This window comes from Rhodoferax sp. GW821-FHT07G04 (genome assembly GCF_059418585.1).
Window position 1 is genome coordinate 412,797 of the sequence record NZ_JBWKQD010000003.1, and the last position, 15,661, is coordinate 428,457.

Annotated in this window: 18 protein-coding genes; 7 read left to right on the forward strand and 11 right to left on the reverse strand. The window is 62.9% G+C overall.

The features are described from left to right. Positions 1-3 precede the first annotated feature (3 nt). The gene (locus AC07OO_RS19195; RefSeq protein WP_495083741.1) at positions 4-1,548 is read right to left on the reverse strand and encodes a flavin-containing monooxygenase; all 1,545 of its coding nucleotides are present in this window, start codon (positions 1,546-1,548) and stop codon (positions 4-6) included. A gap of 84 nt (positions 1,549-1,632) precedes the next feature. Here AC07OO_RS19195 and AC07OO_RS19200 point away from each other — a divergent pair, with 84 nt between their 5' ends. The 6 genes from AC07OO_RS19200 to AC07OO_RS19225 all read left to right on the forward strand — a co-directional run bounded on the left by AC07OO_RS19200 (position 1,633) and on the right by AC07OO_RS19225 (position 7,000). Then, positions 1,633-2,247: a TetR/AcrR family transcriptional regulator gene (locus AC07OO_RS19200; RefSeq protein WP_495083742.1), complete on the forward strand. Its 615-nt coding sequence runs from the start codon at positions 1,633-1,635 to the stop codon at positions 2,245-2,247. 32 nt (positions 2,248-2,279) lie between these two features. After that, positions 2,280-2,636 carry a DUF2946 family protein gene (locus AC07OO_RS19205; protein WP_495083743.1) on the forward strand — a complete coding sequence of 119 codons (357 nt, stop codon included), beginning with the start codon at positions 2,280-2,282 and terminating at the stop codon, positions 2,634-2,636. A gap of 135 nt (positions 2,637-2,771) precedes the next feature. Continuing rightward, the gene (locus AC07OO_RS19210) at positions 2,772-3,284 is read left to right on the forward strand and encodes a YcnI family copper-binding membrane protein (RefSeq protein ID WP_495083744.1); all 513 of its coding nucleotides are present in this window, start codon (positions 2,772-2,774) and stop codon (positions 3,282-3,284) included. A 16-nt stretch (positions 3,285-3,300) separates the two neighbouring features. After that, positions 3,301-3,810: a copper chaperone PCu(A)C gene (locus AC07OO_RS19215; protein ID WP_495083745.1), complete on the forward strand. Its 510-nt coding sequence runs from the start codon at positions 3,301-3,303 to the stop codon at positions 3,808-3,810. 15 nt (positions 3,811-3,825) lie between these two features. Beyond that, entirely contained in the window at positions 3,826-6,183 is a 2,358-nt protein-coding gene (locus AC07OO_RS19220; protein ID WP_495083746.1) for a TonB-dependent receptor, read from the forward strand. Positions 6,184-6,223: 40 nt separating this feature from the next. Then, positions 6,224-7,000, forward strand: coding sequence for a substrate-binding periplasmic protein (locus AC07OO_RS19225; RefSeq protein WP_495083747.1), 777 nt, complete (start codon positions 6,224-6,226; stop codon positions 6,998-7,000). 50 nt (positions 7,001-7,050) lie between these two features. On the opposite strand, the gene AC07OO_RS19230 is transcribed toward AC07OO_RS19225, so the two are convergent. Together AC07OO_RS19230 and AC07OO_RS19235 are read right to left on the reverse strand one after the other, a co-directional pair. Beyond that, positions 7,051-7,650 (reverse strand): GNAT family N-acetyltransferase, encoded by a 600-nt coding sequence (locus tag AC07OO_RS19230; RefSeq protein WP_495083748.1) that lies wholly within the window; start codon positions 7,648-7,650, stop codon positions 7,051-7,053. Positions 7,651-7,669: 19 nt separating this feature from the next. Continuing rightward, on the reverse strand, positions 7,670-8,155 hold the full coding sequence (locus tag AC07OO_RS19235; RefSeq protein WP_495083749.1) for a RidA family protein: 486 nt from the start codon (positions 8,153-8,155) through the stop codon (positions 7,670-7,672). A 132-nt stretch (positions 8,156-8,287) separates the two neighbouring features. Between AC07OO_RS19235 and pdxR the strand changes: the two genes are divergently transcribed. Further along, entirely contained in the window at positions 8,288-9,763 is a 1,476-nt protein-coding gene (gene pdxR / locus AC07OO_RS19240; protein WP_495083750.1) for a MocR-like pyridoxine biosynthesis transcription factor PdxR, read from the forward strand. A gap of 142 nt (positions 9,764-9,905) precedes the next feature. Here the strand turns inward: pdxR and AC07OO_RS19245 are convergent, their stop codons facing one another. From AC07OO_RS19245 to AC07OO_RS19280, 8 genes are all read right to left on the reverse strand, one after another. Beyond that, complete coding sequence (locus tag AC07OO_RS19245; RefSeq protein ID WP_495083751.1) at positions 9,906-10,871, reverse strand: SRPBCC domain-containing protein; 966 nt, start codon at positions 10,869-10,871, stop codon at positions 9,906-9,908. Positions 10,872-10,875: 4 nt separating this feature from the next. Then, positions 10,876-11,313 (reverse strand): VOC family protein, encoded by a 438-nt coding sequence (locus AC07OO_RS19250; protein WP_495083752.1) that lies wholly within the window; start codon positions 11,311-11,313, stop codon positions 10,876-10,878. Between the two features lie 28 nt (positions 11,314-11,341). Continuing rightward, the gene (locus tag AC07OO_RS19255; protein WP_495083753.1) at positions 11,342-12,004 is read right to left on the reverse strand and encodes a glutathione S-transferase family protein; all 663 of its coding nucleotides are present in this window, start codon (positions 12,002-12,004) and stop codon (positions 11,342-11,344) included. 19 nt (positions 12,005-12,023) lie between these two features. Next, complete coding sequence (locus AC07OO_RS19260) at positions 12,024-12,524, reverse strand: SRPBCC family protein (RefSeq protein ID WP_495083754.1); 501 nt, start codon at positions 12,522-12,524, stop codon at positions 12,024-12,026. Further along, positions 12,521-12,874 carry an ArsR/SmtB family transcription factor gene (locus AC07OO_RS19265; RefSeq protein WP_495083755.1) on the reverse strand — a complete coding sequence of 118 codons (354 nt, stop codon included), beginning with the start codon at positions 12,872-12,874 and terminating at the stop codon, positions 12,521-12,523. Before AC07OO_RS19265 ends, AC07OO_RS19260 begins: the two co-directional genes overlap by 4 nt. Positions 12,875-13,049: 175 nt before the next feature. Further along, entirely contained in the window at positions 13,050-13,649 is a 600-nt protein-coding gene (locus AC07OO_RS19270; protein WP_495083756.1) for a PEP-CTERM sorting domain-containing protein, read from the reverse strand. A 174-nt stretch (positions 13,650-13,823) separates the two neighbouring features. After that, positions 13,824-14,231: an RNA-binding S4 domain-containing protein gene (locus tag AC07OO_RS19275; RefSeq protein ID WP_495083757.1), complete on the reverse strand. Its 408-nt coding sequence runs from the start codon at positions 14,229-14,231 to the stop codon at positions 13,824-13,826. Next, positions 14,231-15,661, reverse strand: a complete 1,431-nt coding sequence (locus AC07OO_RS19280; RefSeq protein ID WP_495083758.1) for a sensor histidine kinase — start codon at positions 15,659-15,661, stop codon at positions 14,231-14,233. The genes AC07OO_RS19275 and AC07OO_RS19280 overlap by 1 nt, the downstream gene beginning before the upstream one ends.

The window sequence follows — 15,661 nt, forward strand, 5'->3', positions numbered from 1 at the left end:
CCTCTAACGTGTTGTTGACACCCGCGCGGCCTGGCCTGCGAACGATGTTGTGGTGGTGTGGTAGTTATGCATATCAAAACCACGCATGTGCCGCTGCAGTGCGCGCATGGACCAGGGCCAGGCAAAGGTGTTGCGGCCATGGGCGTCCATGTAGTAGCTGGCGCAGCCGCCGGCGTTGTAGACCGTGGTGGTCAAGGCCTTTTGCAGGCGCGTGTTGAAGGCGGTCTGCACGTCGGCGCGTATGTCTATGGTGGCCAGTTGTCCGTGGCGCATTTGCTGCACAGCATCGACCATGTAGCGCAACTGCGCTTCCACAACGGTGAAGGCCGAGGAGTGGCCAGTGCCCAGGTTGGGGCCGAGCATCAGGAAGAGGTTGGGATAGCCCGCGATGGTGGTTCCCAGGTAGGCGCTGGCGCCTTGCTTCCACGCATCCGACAGCTTGCGCCCTGCGCCATCGTGCAGATGCTGGGCAATGGGCAGGTCTGAGACATGGAAGCCCGTGGCGAAGATGATGGCGTCGACCTCGGCCACCGATCCATCGGCCCCCACTACGGCGTTGGGCAATATCTTGCTGACGGCAGTCGCGTGGACTTGCACATTGTCTTGTGTCAGTGCCCGCAGGTAGGTGTTGGACATCAGCATGCGCTTGCAACCCAAAGCAAACTTGGGCGTCAGCGCCGCGCGCAGTGCTGGGTCTGGCACCTGCTTGTGCAGGTAGCGCAGAGCCGAGCGCTCCAGCCGCTTGAGGATGGCCGGGTGGCGAAAGCCTATGCCTATCAGCTCAAACCAGGCTGCCTCCAAACGGCGCAAGACCTTCTGCGCCAGCGGAAAGCGCGCAAACAGACTGCGCATGCCGGGCGAGATGGCCGGGTCGGGCTTGGGCAATACCCACGACGGCGTGCGCTGGAACAAATGCAGTTGGCTCACCTCGGGCTGTATCTTGGGAATGAACTGCACGGCCGATGCACCGGTGCCCACCACGGCCACGCGTTTGCCCAGCAATGGGTAGTTGTGGTTCCAGTGGCTGGAGTGGAAGACCGTGCCCTGGAATTGCGCCAGGCCCGGCAGGTCTGGAATATTGGGCACGTGGATAGGGCCGGTGGCGCAGACCAACACCTTGGCATGGAACTGGCCCACATTGGTTTCAATGTCCCAATGCAGGGCCTTGGTATTCCATTGCGCGGCCAACAGCTCCACGCCGTAGTGGATGTGGCGACCCACGGCGTGTTGGGACGCCACTTGGCCCAGGTAGGCCAGGATCTCGGGCTGACGCGCAAAGGTGCGCGACCACTGGGGGTTGGGCGCGAACGAGTAGGAGTACAACCTTGAGGGGATGTCGCAGGCGCAGCCGGGGTAGGTGTTCTCGCGCCAGGCGCCACCCAACTGGTCGGCTTTTTCCAGAACCAGGAAGTCGGCGATGCCCGCATCTTGCAGGCGTATGGCGGCGCCAATGCCGGCCATGCCGGCGCCCACGATGATGACCTCCCAAAGCTTGGGCCCGCTGGCGGGCAGGTGGCCGTCCAGGTGGGGCATGTCGTTCATTTTCATGCAAATACGCCTTTCAAATACCATTGGTATCTGAATACTAATGGTTAAACTAAAACCCTGTCAAACGTTTTTTGTGCCTTTGCCATGCCACGCCTCAGCCGCCCCGAAAGCCAAGCCCTCACCCGCGAACGCCTCTTGGACACCGCCAAGACCCTGTTCCTGCGCGATGGCTACCACCCCACCTCCATCGAGAAAGTGGCCGATGCCGCAGGCTTCTCCAAGGGCGCCGTCTATTCCAACTTCCGCAACAAGGACGAGCTGTGCATGGCCGTGCTAGACGCCATTCGCCTGGAAGAGTCCAAGGCCTTGATGCTGGCCTTTTCCCAGGCCAAGTCGGTGGAGGGCCGCATTGAGGCCTTGCAGCGCTGGGCCGAGCAGCGCATCGGCGATGGGCAATGGACGCCACTGGAAATGGAGTTCTCGGCCCATGCCCGGCGCGACCCGGCCCTGCGCGCCGTGCTGGCCGACCACAACGCCAAGCTGATGCGCGCCGCCACGGCTTTGGTAGAGGTGCAGCTTGCCGAGCTGGATGCCAAACCCGCCATGGCCGCAGCCCAGATTGCATCCGCCATCGTCACCATGGGCATAGGCCTGGGCTTTCAGCGCAGCATCGATCCCACGGTTTCTATTGCCGGCTTCATCGCGGCCTACCGGGCTTTGCTGACTGGCACGCGTTCCGTCGAAGCGGCCCCTGGCTAAACGGGCTTGCAAGCCTGCGATAATCCAACCCCATGCAAACCCTGCGCAACGCCCACCTCCTTGCCCGCTTCGTGCTGGTGTGGTTTGCGTTGTCGATTGGCGTGGCCATCGCCTCGCCGCTGGTCAAACCGCAGAGCGTGCAACTGGTGTGCTCGGCATCGGGCGCGGTCAAGATCGTTGCCGATGGTGGTGACGATGACACCGGTGCACTGCGCAACACGCTGGATTGCCCGCTGTGCGCGGCCGTCGGAGCACCACCTCCACAGGCGCTGGTGCCGCCCATCGGCCCCATGGGCCTGGGCTATGCACTGCCCCAGCAGGTGGACGCGCCCCAGGCACAGCGCGCCGCCGCTGCGCTACCGCCGCGCGGCCCCCCTGCATCTGTTTGAAACGACCGGCCCTGGCGGCCGGTGATTTTGCGGCGAAGTCTGCGCGTGGCGCAGGCAGTGCCACACCGTTTTCTCAGAGACAGGTTTTATTCCATGAAGCATTCAAATGCTATCCATTTCATAGCGGCTTGCGCAATGTTCGCGGGAGCTAGCAGCGCTTTTTCTCACATCGTCTTGCAGGATGGCGCGGCTGCGGCCGGCGCCAGCTACCGTGCCACCTTCCGTGTCGGCCATGGCTGCGACGGCGCGGCCACCACCGGCATCGCGGTCAGCATCCCAGCCGGCTTCAACGGGGCGCAACCCATGCCCAAGGCTGGTTGGACCGTGCGCACGGTGAGCGGCAAGCTGGCCCAACCCTATACCTCCCACGGCAAGACCTTCGACGAAGGCGTAGTCGAGATCAGTTGGTCCGCCAACACCGCCGCCGATGCACTGCCCAGCGACTTTTATGACGAATTCGTGCTGCGCGGCACTACGCCGGCCAAGCCCGGCCCGCTGTGGTTCAAAGTCGTGCAGACCTGCACCCAGGGCAGCATGGCCTGGACCGAAGTGCCCACCAGCGGCATATCCACCAAGGGCCTGAAGAGCCCCGCCGCACTCTTGGAAGTGCTAGACATCCAGGCCGCAACTGGCGGCCACAACCATTGAATTCCGGAGTCACCGTATGACCACGACAAAGACACTGCACCGTTTCGCCCCTGCAACCCTGGTATCTGCCCTGATCCTTTCTCTGCTGTCCACCGCTGCCTTTGCGCAGACGGTTGTTGACGTCAAGGGTGCATGGGCCCGCGCCACCGTACAGGGCCAAAAGGCCACCGGCGCCTTCATGACCCTCACCGCCAAGGACAAGACCCAACTGGTAAGCGTCAGCTCGTCCGTGGCCGGTGTGGCCGAAGTCCATGAGATGAAGATGGACGGCGACGTCATGAAGATGCGCGCCCTGTCCAGCGGTCTGGACCTGCCCGCTGGCAAGGCCGTGGCACTCAAACCCGGCGGCTACCACGTGATGCTGATGGACCTGAAGCTGCCCTTGCAGAAAGACACCACCATCCCCCTGACGCTGGTGTTCAAAGACGCCAAGGGTGCGGTGAGCAACCTTGCCATCATGGTGCCCGTGTCCACGACAGCGCCGGCAGATGCTGGCGCGGCCGGCCACGCCGACCACAAGCACTAAGCCAGGAATCGGTTCATGAACAAGCACCCCCTGACGGTGCTGGCCGCTGCATTGGCCTGCACATCCCTACTGACCCACACCAGCGCCCACGCAACACACGAAGACGAGACCAACAAACCCGCCAAGAGCCTGGGCGTGGTCACCATCAGCACCAGCGGTGGGCAGCCCACGTCCCTACCCACGCAGATCCCCACCACCATCGAGGGCATCAGCAAGGAGCAGATCGAGCAATCTATCAACGCCACCGACAGCGAAGACGCCATCCGCTACCTGCCCAGCCTGCTGGTGCGCAAGCGCTACATCGCCGACTACAACCATGCCGTGTTGTCCAGCCGCGCATCCGGCACGGGTAACAGCGCGCGCTCGGCCGTCTATGCCGATGGCATTTTGCTCAGCAACTACCTGGGCAATGGTGCCACCTATGCGCCGCGCTGGGGGTTGGTCACGCCGGAAGAAATTGCCCGGGTTGATGTGATGTATGGTCCGTTCTCCGCCGCATACCCCGGTAACTCGGTCGGTGCGGTGGTGGACTATGTGACGCGCATGCCCAAGGAATTTGAAGCCCATGTGAAGGCGGGTTACGTCTCACAGCCCTTTGACCTCTACAACACGCACGAGACCTACAAGGCCTGGCAGACCAGTGCGTCCATGGGGAGCAGGGAAGGGGACTGGTCCTGGTTCGTCAACCTGAACCACACCAACAGCCACGGCCAGCCGCTGACCTTTCCCACTCGGCTCAAGAGCGCGGGCGTGGCCGGTAATGCTGGCACGGCCGTGACCGGCGCTGTGCTGGACGCCAACAATGCCAACCAGCCCTGGTACAACCTGGGCACGGGCACCGAATACACCACGGTGCAGGACCATGCGAAAGTCAAGGTCGCCTACGACATCACACCCAGCCTGCGCGCCAGCTACACCTATGGGTTGTGGAAGAACACCTCTGAAGGCCGGCCCACCACCTACCTGCGCGACGCCAATGGCCAGCCGGTTTATAGCGGTGCCATCAACATCGGTGGCCTGGCCTTTACCGGTGCGAACGCGCTGACGGGCGCTGACTTTCCGCTGACCAACGAAGACATCACGCACAGCATGCACGGCCTGTCGGTCAAGAGCCACAGCCAGGGCGTCTTTGACTGGGAAGTGGCCGCCAGCCAGTACGGCTATGGCAGCGACACCAACCGCCGCAACGCTGCCAACAACTTCCTGCCCGCTGCGCAGTTCGGTGGTGCCGGCACCATCGCCGATGCGGGCGGCACGGGCTGGAGCGCGTTGGCGCTCAAGGGCATCTGGCGTCCTGAAGGTGTGAAGGGGCCCCACGTGGTGGACTTCGGCCTGCAACAAGACCGCTACACCTTCCGCACGGTCACGTCCAACATCACCGGCAATTGGCTCACCGATGCACCAGGTTCGCTGGTCAACGACGTGGGCGGCAATGCGACCACGCGCGCACTGTATGTGCAAGACAGCTGGGCCTTTGCCCCACAGTGGAAGACCGTGCTGGGCGTGCGGCTGGAGAACTGGACCACCGCCGACGGTTTCACGACCTTTGGTGTGGGCAACACGGCGAACACACGTTACGCGGGTCGTGACGAAAGCTTTGCATCGCCCAAGGCGGCCCTGTCCTACCAGGCGGCGCCCGGTTTGGTACTGAAGGGCTCGCTGGGCCGCGCGGTGCGCTTCCCCACCGTGACCGAGTTGTATGGCGCCACCAGCACCACCAACTCGCAGTACATCAACGACCCGAATCTGAAGCCCGAGAAGTCGTGGACATCCGAGCTGAGCGCCGAGAAAGACTACGGCCACGCCAGCCTGCGCCTGACCTACTTTGCCGAAGACACGCAGGAGGCGCTGTATTCGCAGACCACGTTTGACGCGGTGGCGAATAAAAACATCAGCCGTGTGCAAAACGTCAACCGGATCCAGACCCAGGGGCTGGAGCTGTCCTTCAATGGCGAGGACGTGGCGGTGCATGGGCTGGATATCAACGCCAGCATCACCTACACCGACTCCACCATCAAGGCCAACGACGGCTTTGTGGTAGCTCCCGGTGACACAGTGGGCAAGCGCCAGCCCAATATCCCCGCATGGCGCGCGTCGACCCTGTTGAGCTACAAGCTGGACGACCACTGGAGCACCAGCCTGGGCCTGCGCTACAGCGGCCCCCAGTTCCGCACGCTGAACAATGCGGATGTGAATGGCTATACCTACCAGGGCGTCAGCGAGTTCTTCACCGCCGATGTGCGTGTGCGCTACAAGCAGGGCAAGAACTGGAGCGCGTCGTTTGGCATCGACAACCTCAACAACTACCAGTACTGGAATTTCCACCCCTACACGCAGCGCAGCTATGTGGCGGAGGTGAAGTTCGATCTGTAGGGAAGAGCGAAACGGGATACCATTCGCGCCACCATTCACGTTGTTGAAAGAGGTGGCAATGCGAACTCTGCTTCCGGTACTGGCCTCGGCGTTGGTGGCAGTGTCCGCTCATGCTGCGGACATCGTGACGCCCATCTATGCTTCGCCACCGAAGTTCTTTGTCTCGGGCGGTGAAGCCAAAGGCCTCTGCATCGATGTGCTCAAGGCAATTGAGAAAATCGCGCCCGATGTCCGGTTTGTGGTGCAAGGCGGCGTTCCTTTGAAGCGGGTTGAGTTGGGTGTCCGTGATGGCACCTATGACCTGCTTCTCTGCGCCACGCCCACCAAGGAGCGGGCAGCGCAACTGATGGTAGTGGACGTGCCCATCTATTCCTCGCGTGACGTGTTGATCGTGCGCGCCGACGATCCTATCAAGGACGCAACGCTGGACGACATCCGCAAGATGAAGACGGGCAATGTCATGCTGACCTATGCAGGGTCCGGTCAACACGCTTGGCTGTCCGAGCAAGACGGTCTCATGCTGGATGTGCCGGCACCCAATCCCGAGGCCAATCTCATGAAGCTGGAATCCAACAGGGGACGATTTGTTTTTTCCAGCGAGGCGGTAGGCGCCAGCACGATGGCGCAAACCAAATTTGCCGGAAAGTTTCGCATGCTGCCGACCCCCGTTCGCACCATGGGCCGGTACTTCTACTTCTCTAAGAAAACACCGCCCGACGTCGTCCTCAGTGTCGAGGCTGCGCTGCGCAAGTTGGCAGCCAGTGGCGAGCTGAAGAAAATCGCCGACCGCTATCTGGCCGATCTCGCCGCTAAGTAGTCTTTAGAGAACTGCAACTGCGCAGTGGCCTCAGCCTCGGCCGCAACGAATCACTGCTCCCGTTTTTTGTCCCGCAAATACAGCAACTGCGCCTTGGCCTCGGGCCACTCGCCACTGCGCATGCTGTACATCACGGTGTCGCGTATCGTGCCGTCGCGGCGGATAGCGTGACCGCGGATGACGCCGTCCTTCTTGGCACCCAGCCGCTCAATCGCAGCCTGGGACGCGAAGTTGAAGTTGTCCGTGCGCCAGCCGACCACATGGCAGCCCAAGGTCTCGAATGCGTGGGTCAGTAGTAGCAGCTTGCACGTGGTGTTCACATGCGTGCGCTGGCTGCTCTTGCCGTACCAGGTCCAGCCAATTTCCACGCGTTTGATGGCCGGCACGATGTCGTGGTAGCTGGTGCAACCCAGCACCTTGCCCGTGGCATCGTCTACCACGGCGAAGGCAAAGCGGTGGCCGGCCTCGCGCCCGGTTAGTGCGGTTTCGATGTAGGCGCGCATATTGTGTGGCTCGGGCACCGACGTGATGCGGATATTCCACAGTTCACCATCGGCTGCCGCGGCTTGCAGGCCGGCCTCGTGCTGCAGGCCTAAGGGTTCCAGGTGGATGCCGCGGTCGGCCAGGGTGATGGGTTCTACGAATGCCATAGGTGAAAAATCCCTTGCTTTAGTTGATTGGAGTCAAAGCCACGGTGGCATCCAGCTCCACCGCGGCGTTTTTGGGTAACTGGAAGACGCCCACCGAGGTGCGGGCATGTGGGCCGCTCTCGTTGCCCAGCACGGCCGCCAATAGGTTGGACGCGGCATCGGCCACTTCGCTCTGTTGCGTGAAGTCGGCCGCGCTTTGTGTGAACACATTGATCTTCAAGACCTTGGCAATGCGGTCCAAGCCAAATTGCTGCTCCAGTATGGCCAGTACGCGCAGCGCGCACACCTCGGCTGCGGCCTGGGCCTGCTGCAGGCTGACGGACTCTCCCACGCGCCCCGTGGCGGTCACCGTAGTGACCACACGGGGCACCTGGCCGCTGACATAGACCACACCGTTGTGCTCGGTGGCCGATACGTAGTTGCCACCAATCACCAGTGGTGCAAGCAGGTCCATGCCGTGTTTTTCGGCGAGCTGGCGGGCAATGTCGAGGCGGGAAGGTGCCATGGTATGTGTGCGTTTTGCAAGTGGAACGGAAGCGGTTTGGCTGTGACAGGTCTCCAGTCTAAAGTTAAGATTGGTTTGTTGAAAGTACCAATTAGCTTAATTTCAGGCATACCAATATAAAACGTCCCCACCATGAAGCCAGCTGCCTCCTTGCCGGAATTACGCTTGGACAAGGCGTCGAACGTGCCGCTGTTCCGCCAACTCTATGCGGCGATCAAAGATGCCATTCTGGGCGGGCAGATTCGGCCCGGCGCGCAGTTGCCACCCTCGCGCAACCTGGCCAACACGCTGGCTGTGTCTCGGCAAACCGTGGTGAATGCCTATGCCCAACTGCTGGCCGAGGGTTACTTCACCTGCACCGTGGGCAAGGGCAGTTTTGTCAGCGAAAGTCTGCCAGTGCGGGTGGAGCGCGCCCGCAAGCGCGAGCCGCAGCCAGCCGCACCGCCGGAGCCACCGCGCCTGTCGGAGCGTGCCAAGGCCTTTGTCGAACCCCGCATGGCCCTGGCTGCACAAGAGGGTGCGCCGCGCGCGTTTCGCACCGGCATGCCGGCGCTGGACGCGTTTCCGTTTGATGTGTGGACGCGGCTGAACGCACGCCGCTGGCGCCGCCCCGGTTTGCCCCTGGGCTATGGCGACCCTTCGGGCTTTGCACCGCTGCGCGAGCTGCTGGCCACGCACTTGCAGGTGTCACGCGGCATGCGCTGTGCACCCGAACAAATCATTGTGACCACGGGTGCGCAGCAGGCCCTGAGCCTGGCGGCCCTGATGCTGGGCAATGTGGGTGACAAGGTGTGGGTGGAGAGCCCGGGTTACCGGGGTGCCGCTGCCGCCTTCCATTCAGCAGGCCTGGTGACCTGCCCGGTGGTGGTGGACAGCGAAGGGCTGAGCGTGGAGCAGGGCGTGGCCCAGTACCCGGGCGCCCGGCTGGCCTATGTGACGCCCTCCCACCAGTACCCGCTGGGCGTGACCATGGGTCTGGAGCGGCGCATGGCGCTGATCGCCTGGGCGGCGCAGCACAAGGCCTGGATCGTGGAGGACGATTACGACAGCGAATACCGCTACGCCGGCCCGGTGTTGGCCTCGCTGCAAAGCCTGGACCGGTCGGGCTCGGTGCTCTACATCGGCACGCTGTCCAAGATCTTGTTCCCCGGCCTGCGCCTGGGCTATCTGGTGGTGCCGCCGGCCTTGGTGGACGCCTTTCGCCGCGGCAAGGCCGCGATGGACCGCAGCACCGCGATGATGCCCCAGGTGGTGCTGGCGGACTTCATCGCGGGCGGGCACTTCCACCGCCACATCAAGCGTACCCACGCGCTGTACGACGAACGCCGCGGCGTGCTGGTGGATGCCTTGCAGCACGAGCTGGGCCAGCAAGTCGCCATTGGCCCATCGAACGCGGGGCTGCAAATGGCGGTGGCTTTTCAGCGCACGGTGGACGACCAGGCCTTTGCCGAGCGGGCTGCGGCAAAGGGCATTGAGGTGCGTGCGCTGTCTTCGTTCTACTTGGACCATGCCCTGCAGACCAGGGCGTCGGGCTTGCTACTGGGCTACTCTTGCGTGGCCCCTGCGGATATTCGGCGCGGGGTTGCGGCGCTACGGGACCTGTTGTAGGCACCCTAGCCATACATAGATGCTATGTTTTGTATAGCGCTATGTGTATACCCGACGAGGGCTATGTGCCAATTTGATTGGCAATGACTTCCAAGATACCTGTATTGGGTATTTTTTTGGAACATTGACAGCATATTTGGTATCAGCGCCGGCTCGCCAGGTAGTCGTCCAGACGGGCCAGCGTCTGCTTGCCACCCTCCAATGCGCCGAACTCGGCCACCACATAGTTGCGATCTGCATCGGTAGGGAAAAGGCCGTGTATGGTCACCAGCGTGCCGCCTTCGACCTCGTCAAAGGTCCAGGTGGCGACAAAGCTGGCGCCCTTGGTGCCCACGCGGCTGCCGCCGTGGTTGAACACCAGGCGCTCGAAGGGCACGACGTCGCGGAAGGTGCTTTTGTTGGGGTATTGGGCGCCGTCTGGCCCGACCATGGTGTGCTTCCACACGCCGCCGGGGCGCACGTCCATGACTTCAATCGTGGTGCTGAAGCCGGTAGGCCCCCACCATTTGACGACTTGTTGGGGGTCGGTCATGGCATGCCAGACCATCTCGCGCGGGGCCTTGACGGTGCGCCGAATCAGCATGCGCCGGGATGCAAAGCCGGCTTGCGTGGCAGTCAGGGTATCCAGCTTCTCCAGGCTCTCGGACCAGCCCACCTCCATGCCCAGCTGGACCATGGCATTGCGGATGGCCATCTGCTCGAAGCGGGTGCAGACGCTGACGCGGGTGGAGTCGCCCAGGTCTTCCAGCGTGACGGTCTGCACCATGATGCCGGGCGCGTTGTGGTCGCCCGGCGCGCGGTGGGGGCGAACCATGTCGTGCCAGGCGGCGGGGTGCTCGGTGCAGTCCACAGTCATGACCAGGCGCTCTTGGGGTTGCACCTCCAGGTAGCTGCCGCGCAGGGGATAGGCCGTGCCGTCGGGCATGACCATGGTCTCGCGGTGCGTGCCGCCCACGCGCACATCCAGCGTGCATTCGCAACGCGTCAGTGCATGCGGGCCCCACCACTGGGCCAGCAACTGCGGCTCGGTCCAGGCCTGCCACACCAGCGCACGCGGCGCGTGGATGGTGCGGACGATCAGAAACTCGTTGCTGGCTGCAGCGCTCATGCCATCACTCCTTGCTGGCGCAGTTGACCATCCAGTGGATGCCGAATTTGTCGGTCAGGCTGCCAAAGTAGGCACCCCAGAACATGTCTTGCAGCGGCATGTCAACCTTGCCGCCGGCGGATAGCGCGCGGAACAGGCGGTCGGCCTCAGTGCGGGTGTCGGGCTCCAGGTTGATGTGCACGTTGTTGCCGGCGTTGACGGCGAAGCCCATGGACTCGGGCGCATCGGTGCCCATCAGTACGTGGCCGCCCAGCAGCGCCAATTCCACATGCACGACCATGTTGGCCGTGTCTGCGGGCAGTGGCGGCTGGTCGGGGCTGGCGGGCATGCTGCTGAAGCGCTGTATGCCGCCTATGAATTCACCACCAAAGACCGAGCGGTAGAACATGAATGCCTGTTCGGTGTTGCCGTTGAAATTGAGGTAGGTGCTGACGCGTGCCATGGAAGACTCCTTGTGGGGGTGAACGGGGCTATAGAAACCGCGCGGGTATGGCGCTTTGGAAGGGGTACATGTGGAAATAGGGTCTGGCCTCGGCCAGCACGCGCTGTACCGAGGGGCGGTCCATCAGCTTGTCGAAGTAGGCACGCAGGTGCACATGCTGCTCGGGGAAGGCTTCCACGATGTGGGCGTAGAACAGGGCGGGTGCGGCGGCGCAGTCGGCCATGCTGAAGGCCTGGCCCGCGGCCCAGGGCGATGTGGCCAGGTGCTGGTCCAGCAGACCGTAGGCGGTCTGTATGGTGGCCCGGGTACGGCCCATGTCGCCCTTGGCGCCGAAGATGTGGTCCAGCACGATGTCTTGCATGGGCCGGTGCACGTAATTGTCAAAGACGCGGTCCCACAGGCGGACCTCCAGCGCGGCGTTGAAGTCTTTGGGGATCAGGGGGTGTTGGACGCCCGCGACCTGGTCCAGGTACTCGATGATGATGGACGATTCCGGCACATTGCGCTGGTTGGTGTGGTCGTGCAGCACGGGGAACTTGCAAAACGGCCACAGCGCACCCAGCTCGGCCCGGTCCTTCTCGGCACCCAGGTCGATCAGGCGCGTCTCGAAGGCAACGCCGTGCTCGTAGAGGGCAACCAGCACCTTGTGGCAGAAGGATGACAGGGGGTGGTAATACAGGGTCAATGGCATAGAGAGGCCTCGCAGTGGTTTACGGTGTTTGCAGCAAAGACAGGTAGTCGTCCAGCACGTCGAAGTTGCCACTCCAGCCCTGGTTCATGCTGGCGTGGGCGGCATCGAAGGCGGCCTGCTCGTCGGCGTTGGCTTCGTAGGCGGACCACTCCAGGTGGAGCAGGGTCTGGTTGCTGCCTTGCTCGGTGAGCGTGGTCGTGGACAGGGTTTGCAGCGGCCACACGGGTGACCAGGGGTTGCGCGTGAGGCCGCCTTGGGCGTCCGAAAAGTGCTGGATTAACACGATGCGTTCGGGCGGTGTGATCTCGCGCAGCAGCCACTTGCCCCACAGCGCCATGCCGCCTTCGACCGTCATCGCGTAGTGGTAGGTACCGCCCACGCGGAAGTCCATCTGGCTGTGCGTCACCCGGCTGCCCTTGGGGCCCAGCCAGTGGGCCAAGTGCTCGGGTTGGGAATAGACATCCCACACCAGTTGGCGGGGGGCTTTGAGCAGGCGGCTGATGGTGAAGGGGGCGCTCATGGTTGGTTCTCCTTGGGTGGTTCTGAGGTATTGGCTTGCAGGGTTTCCAAATAGTCTTCCAGCCGGTCCAGGCGCTCTTCCCAGTGCTGGCGGTACTGGGCCACCCAGTCGGCGGCCTCCATCAGCGGTTGGGCCTGCAGCTTGCAGGGCCGCCACTGCGCCTGGCGGCCCTGGCTGATCAGGCCGGCGCGCTGCAAGACCTTGAGGTGCTTGGTGACGGCGGGCGCGCTCATCGCAAAGGGTTGGGACAGGTCCCCTACCGAGGCCTCACCCAGCGCCAAGCGGGCCAGTATGGCGCGGCGGGTGGGGTCCGCCAAGGCGGCAAAGGTGGTGCTCAAGGTGTCGGGCATGGGGACAACGGGTTGGGGATATTATTTATTTAACCAAATGGTGAATTAAAGCGTAAATGCGGAGGGCCGTCAAATGCTTGTGACAAAAATCGTGGGGATTGGCCCGCGTATCGGCGTAAAAAAAGGGAGCCTAAGCTCCCTTTGAGACCATCTAGGAAACAGGTCGTCGCAGCGATCAGGCCTTGTTGGCAGCCTTGCGGCGGCGGGCCACGGCGCCCATCAGGCCCAGACCGGCCAGCATCAGCGCATAGGACTCGGGTTCTGGTACGGCGGACACGTTGTGGAACACCAGGTGGTCCACATCGTGGGTTTCAGCGGAGCCGCTGAAGCTACCGGCGTGCACCGACACCTGGGTGAAGGCGGTGGTGGAGACCAAACCGAAGAAGCCACCGGTGTAGGTGTTGGCGATCTGGGGGGTGATCAATGCACCGTCTGCGAACAATTGCAGGCCTTGGCCAGCGCCGCCGGGGGTCAAATCCCAATTGGCGCCGAAAGCGTTGATCAGCGAGCCGAAGTGGTAGTTGGTGTAGCTGTCATCCAGGACGACGCGGTCGTGGAATACGCCACCAGCGATACCTGCGGTGGTGTGGCCGCTACCGACTTGCTCAATGGTGAAGCCCGTGGTACTGGTGGAATTGAAGTTTTCTTCCGAGAACGAACCACTGACAGCAGCTTCCCAGGCAGCGCGGTCGGTGTAGGTGACGAAGGATGCGTGGGCATTGGATGCCAGCACAACAGCAGTCACTGCGGCGGCTACGAGCGATTTGATTTTCATAGGATGACAGTCGTGGTTGAGGTTGCAGGATTGATTTCATTGTGAATTGGCAGTTGCTGCACCGCAATAGTCCAAATGGACTAATCCCCGGCACGAGACGGCGCCATTCCGTTCTATTACCTGCTGTTAATAAATCAACACGGCCTTGCCGCAACACGGTGCGTCGGATCAGGGCTAAGCGTCGTCCACCGACGCACTCCAACGGTCACCCCATGTCTTCTCCAGATCTCTGCGGTCCCGTTTGGTGGGGCGGCCATGCGCCATGGCCAAGGCAGGCTCGGGGCTTAGTCGGTGTTGTTCGGCCGCCTTGGCCCTTTGCTCCACGCTTTCCGGTGTCTCGGCATACAACTGCTGTGCCACCGGTGCGGGGCCGCGTTGGTCGCTGATGCCCATGACCACGACTGTGCGTGGCACCTTGGCCTGCCAGATGGTCAGCACATCGCCCACGCGCACATCGCGGGCGGGTTTGACATTCTGCTGGTCGATCTGCACATGGCCGCGGTTGACGGCCTCCGTGGCCAAGGAGCGTGTCTTGAAAAAGCGTGCGGCCCATAGCCACTTGTCGATTCGGGTCTTGTCCATTAGGGAGATGGTTTACTGATCGGGAGCGTGATACAGGCGTCCAAGCCTACAACGCCTTCGCCCTGCACTCGGTTGTTCAACTGGATGGCCCCGCCCAGGGCCTGGACAATCTCCCGCGCGATGGTCAGCCCCAACCCGGTGCCGGACTTGGCGTCGCCAGTAGCAAAGGGTTGGAACAGACGCTGGCGCATGTCTTCGCTGATACCCGTGCCGGTGTCGGCCACGACCAACTGCGCGTTGTCGCCCACAGGCGCTATGCGCACCGACAGTTGCCCACCCGCAGGGGTGTGGCGCGCGGCATTGTGCAGCAGGTTGCGGGTCAGCTCGCGCAGCATCCAGTCGTGGGCGTGTACGGTACAGGGCAGGGTGGTGAGTTCGAAATCGATGTCCTTCTCGGCGATCAGCGGCGACACATCCAGTGCCACGGCCCGCACGACCTCGGCCCAGTCGATGTGCGCAAAATCCTGCATCTGCCGCACCTGCTCCACCTTGGCCAGCGACAGCATTTGGTTGGCCAGCGCCGTGGCGCGGTCCACGGTGACCTGAATCTCTTGGAGCGCCAAGGGTGCCGCCACGTCGCCGCGCAGGGCCGATTGCACTTGTACCTTGAGTACGGCCAGCGGCGTGCGCAATTGGTGGGCTGCGTCGCGCACAAAGCGCTTCTGGTGGTCCAGCACGTGCTGCAGGCGCTGCATCACCTGGTTGGTGGCATCGGTCAGCGGCTGGATCTCGCGGGGTATGTCGGAGGCCTCGATGGGCGTCAGATCGTCCTCCGCCCGCTGGCGCAGGTTTTCGCTCAGGCGGCGCACCGGGCGGGTCACGCGGTGCACGACGACAAATACCACTGAGGTAATGACGGTGATCAGCAGTAGCTGGCGCAAGAGCGTGTCCAGCAGAATCTGCCGTGCCAGCGTGTGGCGCAGCTCCAGGGTCTCGGCCACCTGCACCGTGGCCATGGCGTGGCCGCGGGTGCTGGCCACGGGTTGCAGCAGCACGGCCACCCGTACCGCATCGCCGCGGAAGCTGTCGTCGTAAAAATCGACCAGGGCCGCATACGGCCCCTGGTTGGGCAACGTGCCGGTCCACAGCGGCAGGTCTTTGGCACCGTCTATCCATTGGCCCCGGCTGTCGGAGACGCGGTAGTTCATGCGGCTGCGGTTGTCGGCCTCAAAAGCCTCCAAGGCCAGGTAGGGGATTTGCGCCCGTATCGTGGCCTGGTCGCCCACGCCATCCACTTCGAGCTGCTCGCCAATGGCCTTGGCCGATGCCAGCAGCGTGCGGTCATAGGCCACATTCACGGCGCTCAGCGCCTGGCGGTACAGGCTGAAGGTGTCAACGACGACGAACAGCACGATGGGCAGCAGAATGCCCACCAGCAGATGGCGGCGCAACGACAGCGGGACGCGGTGCTCTGCTGGCTGGTTGACCAT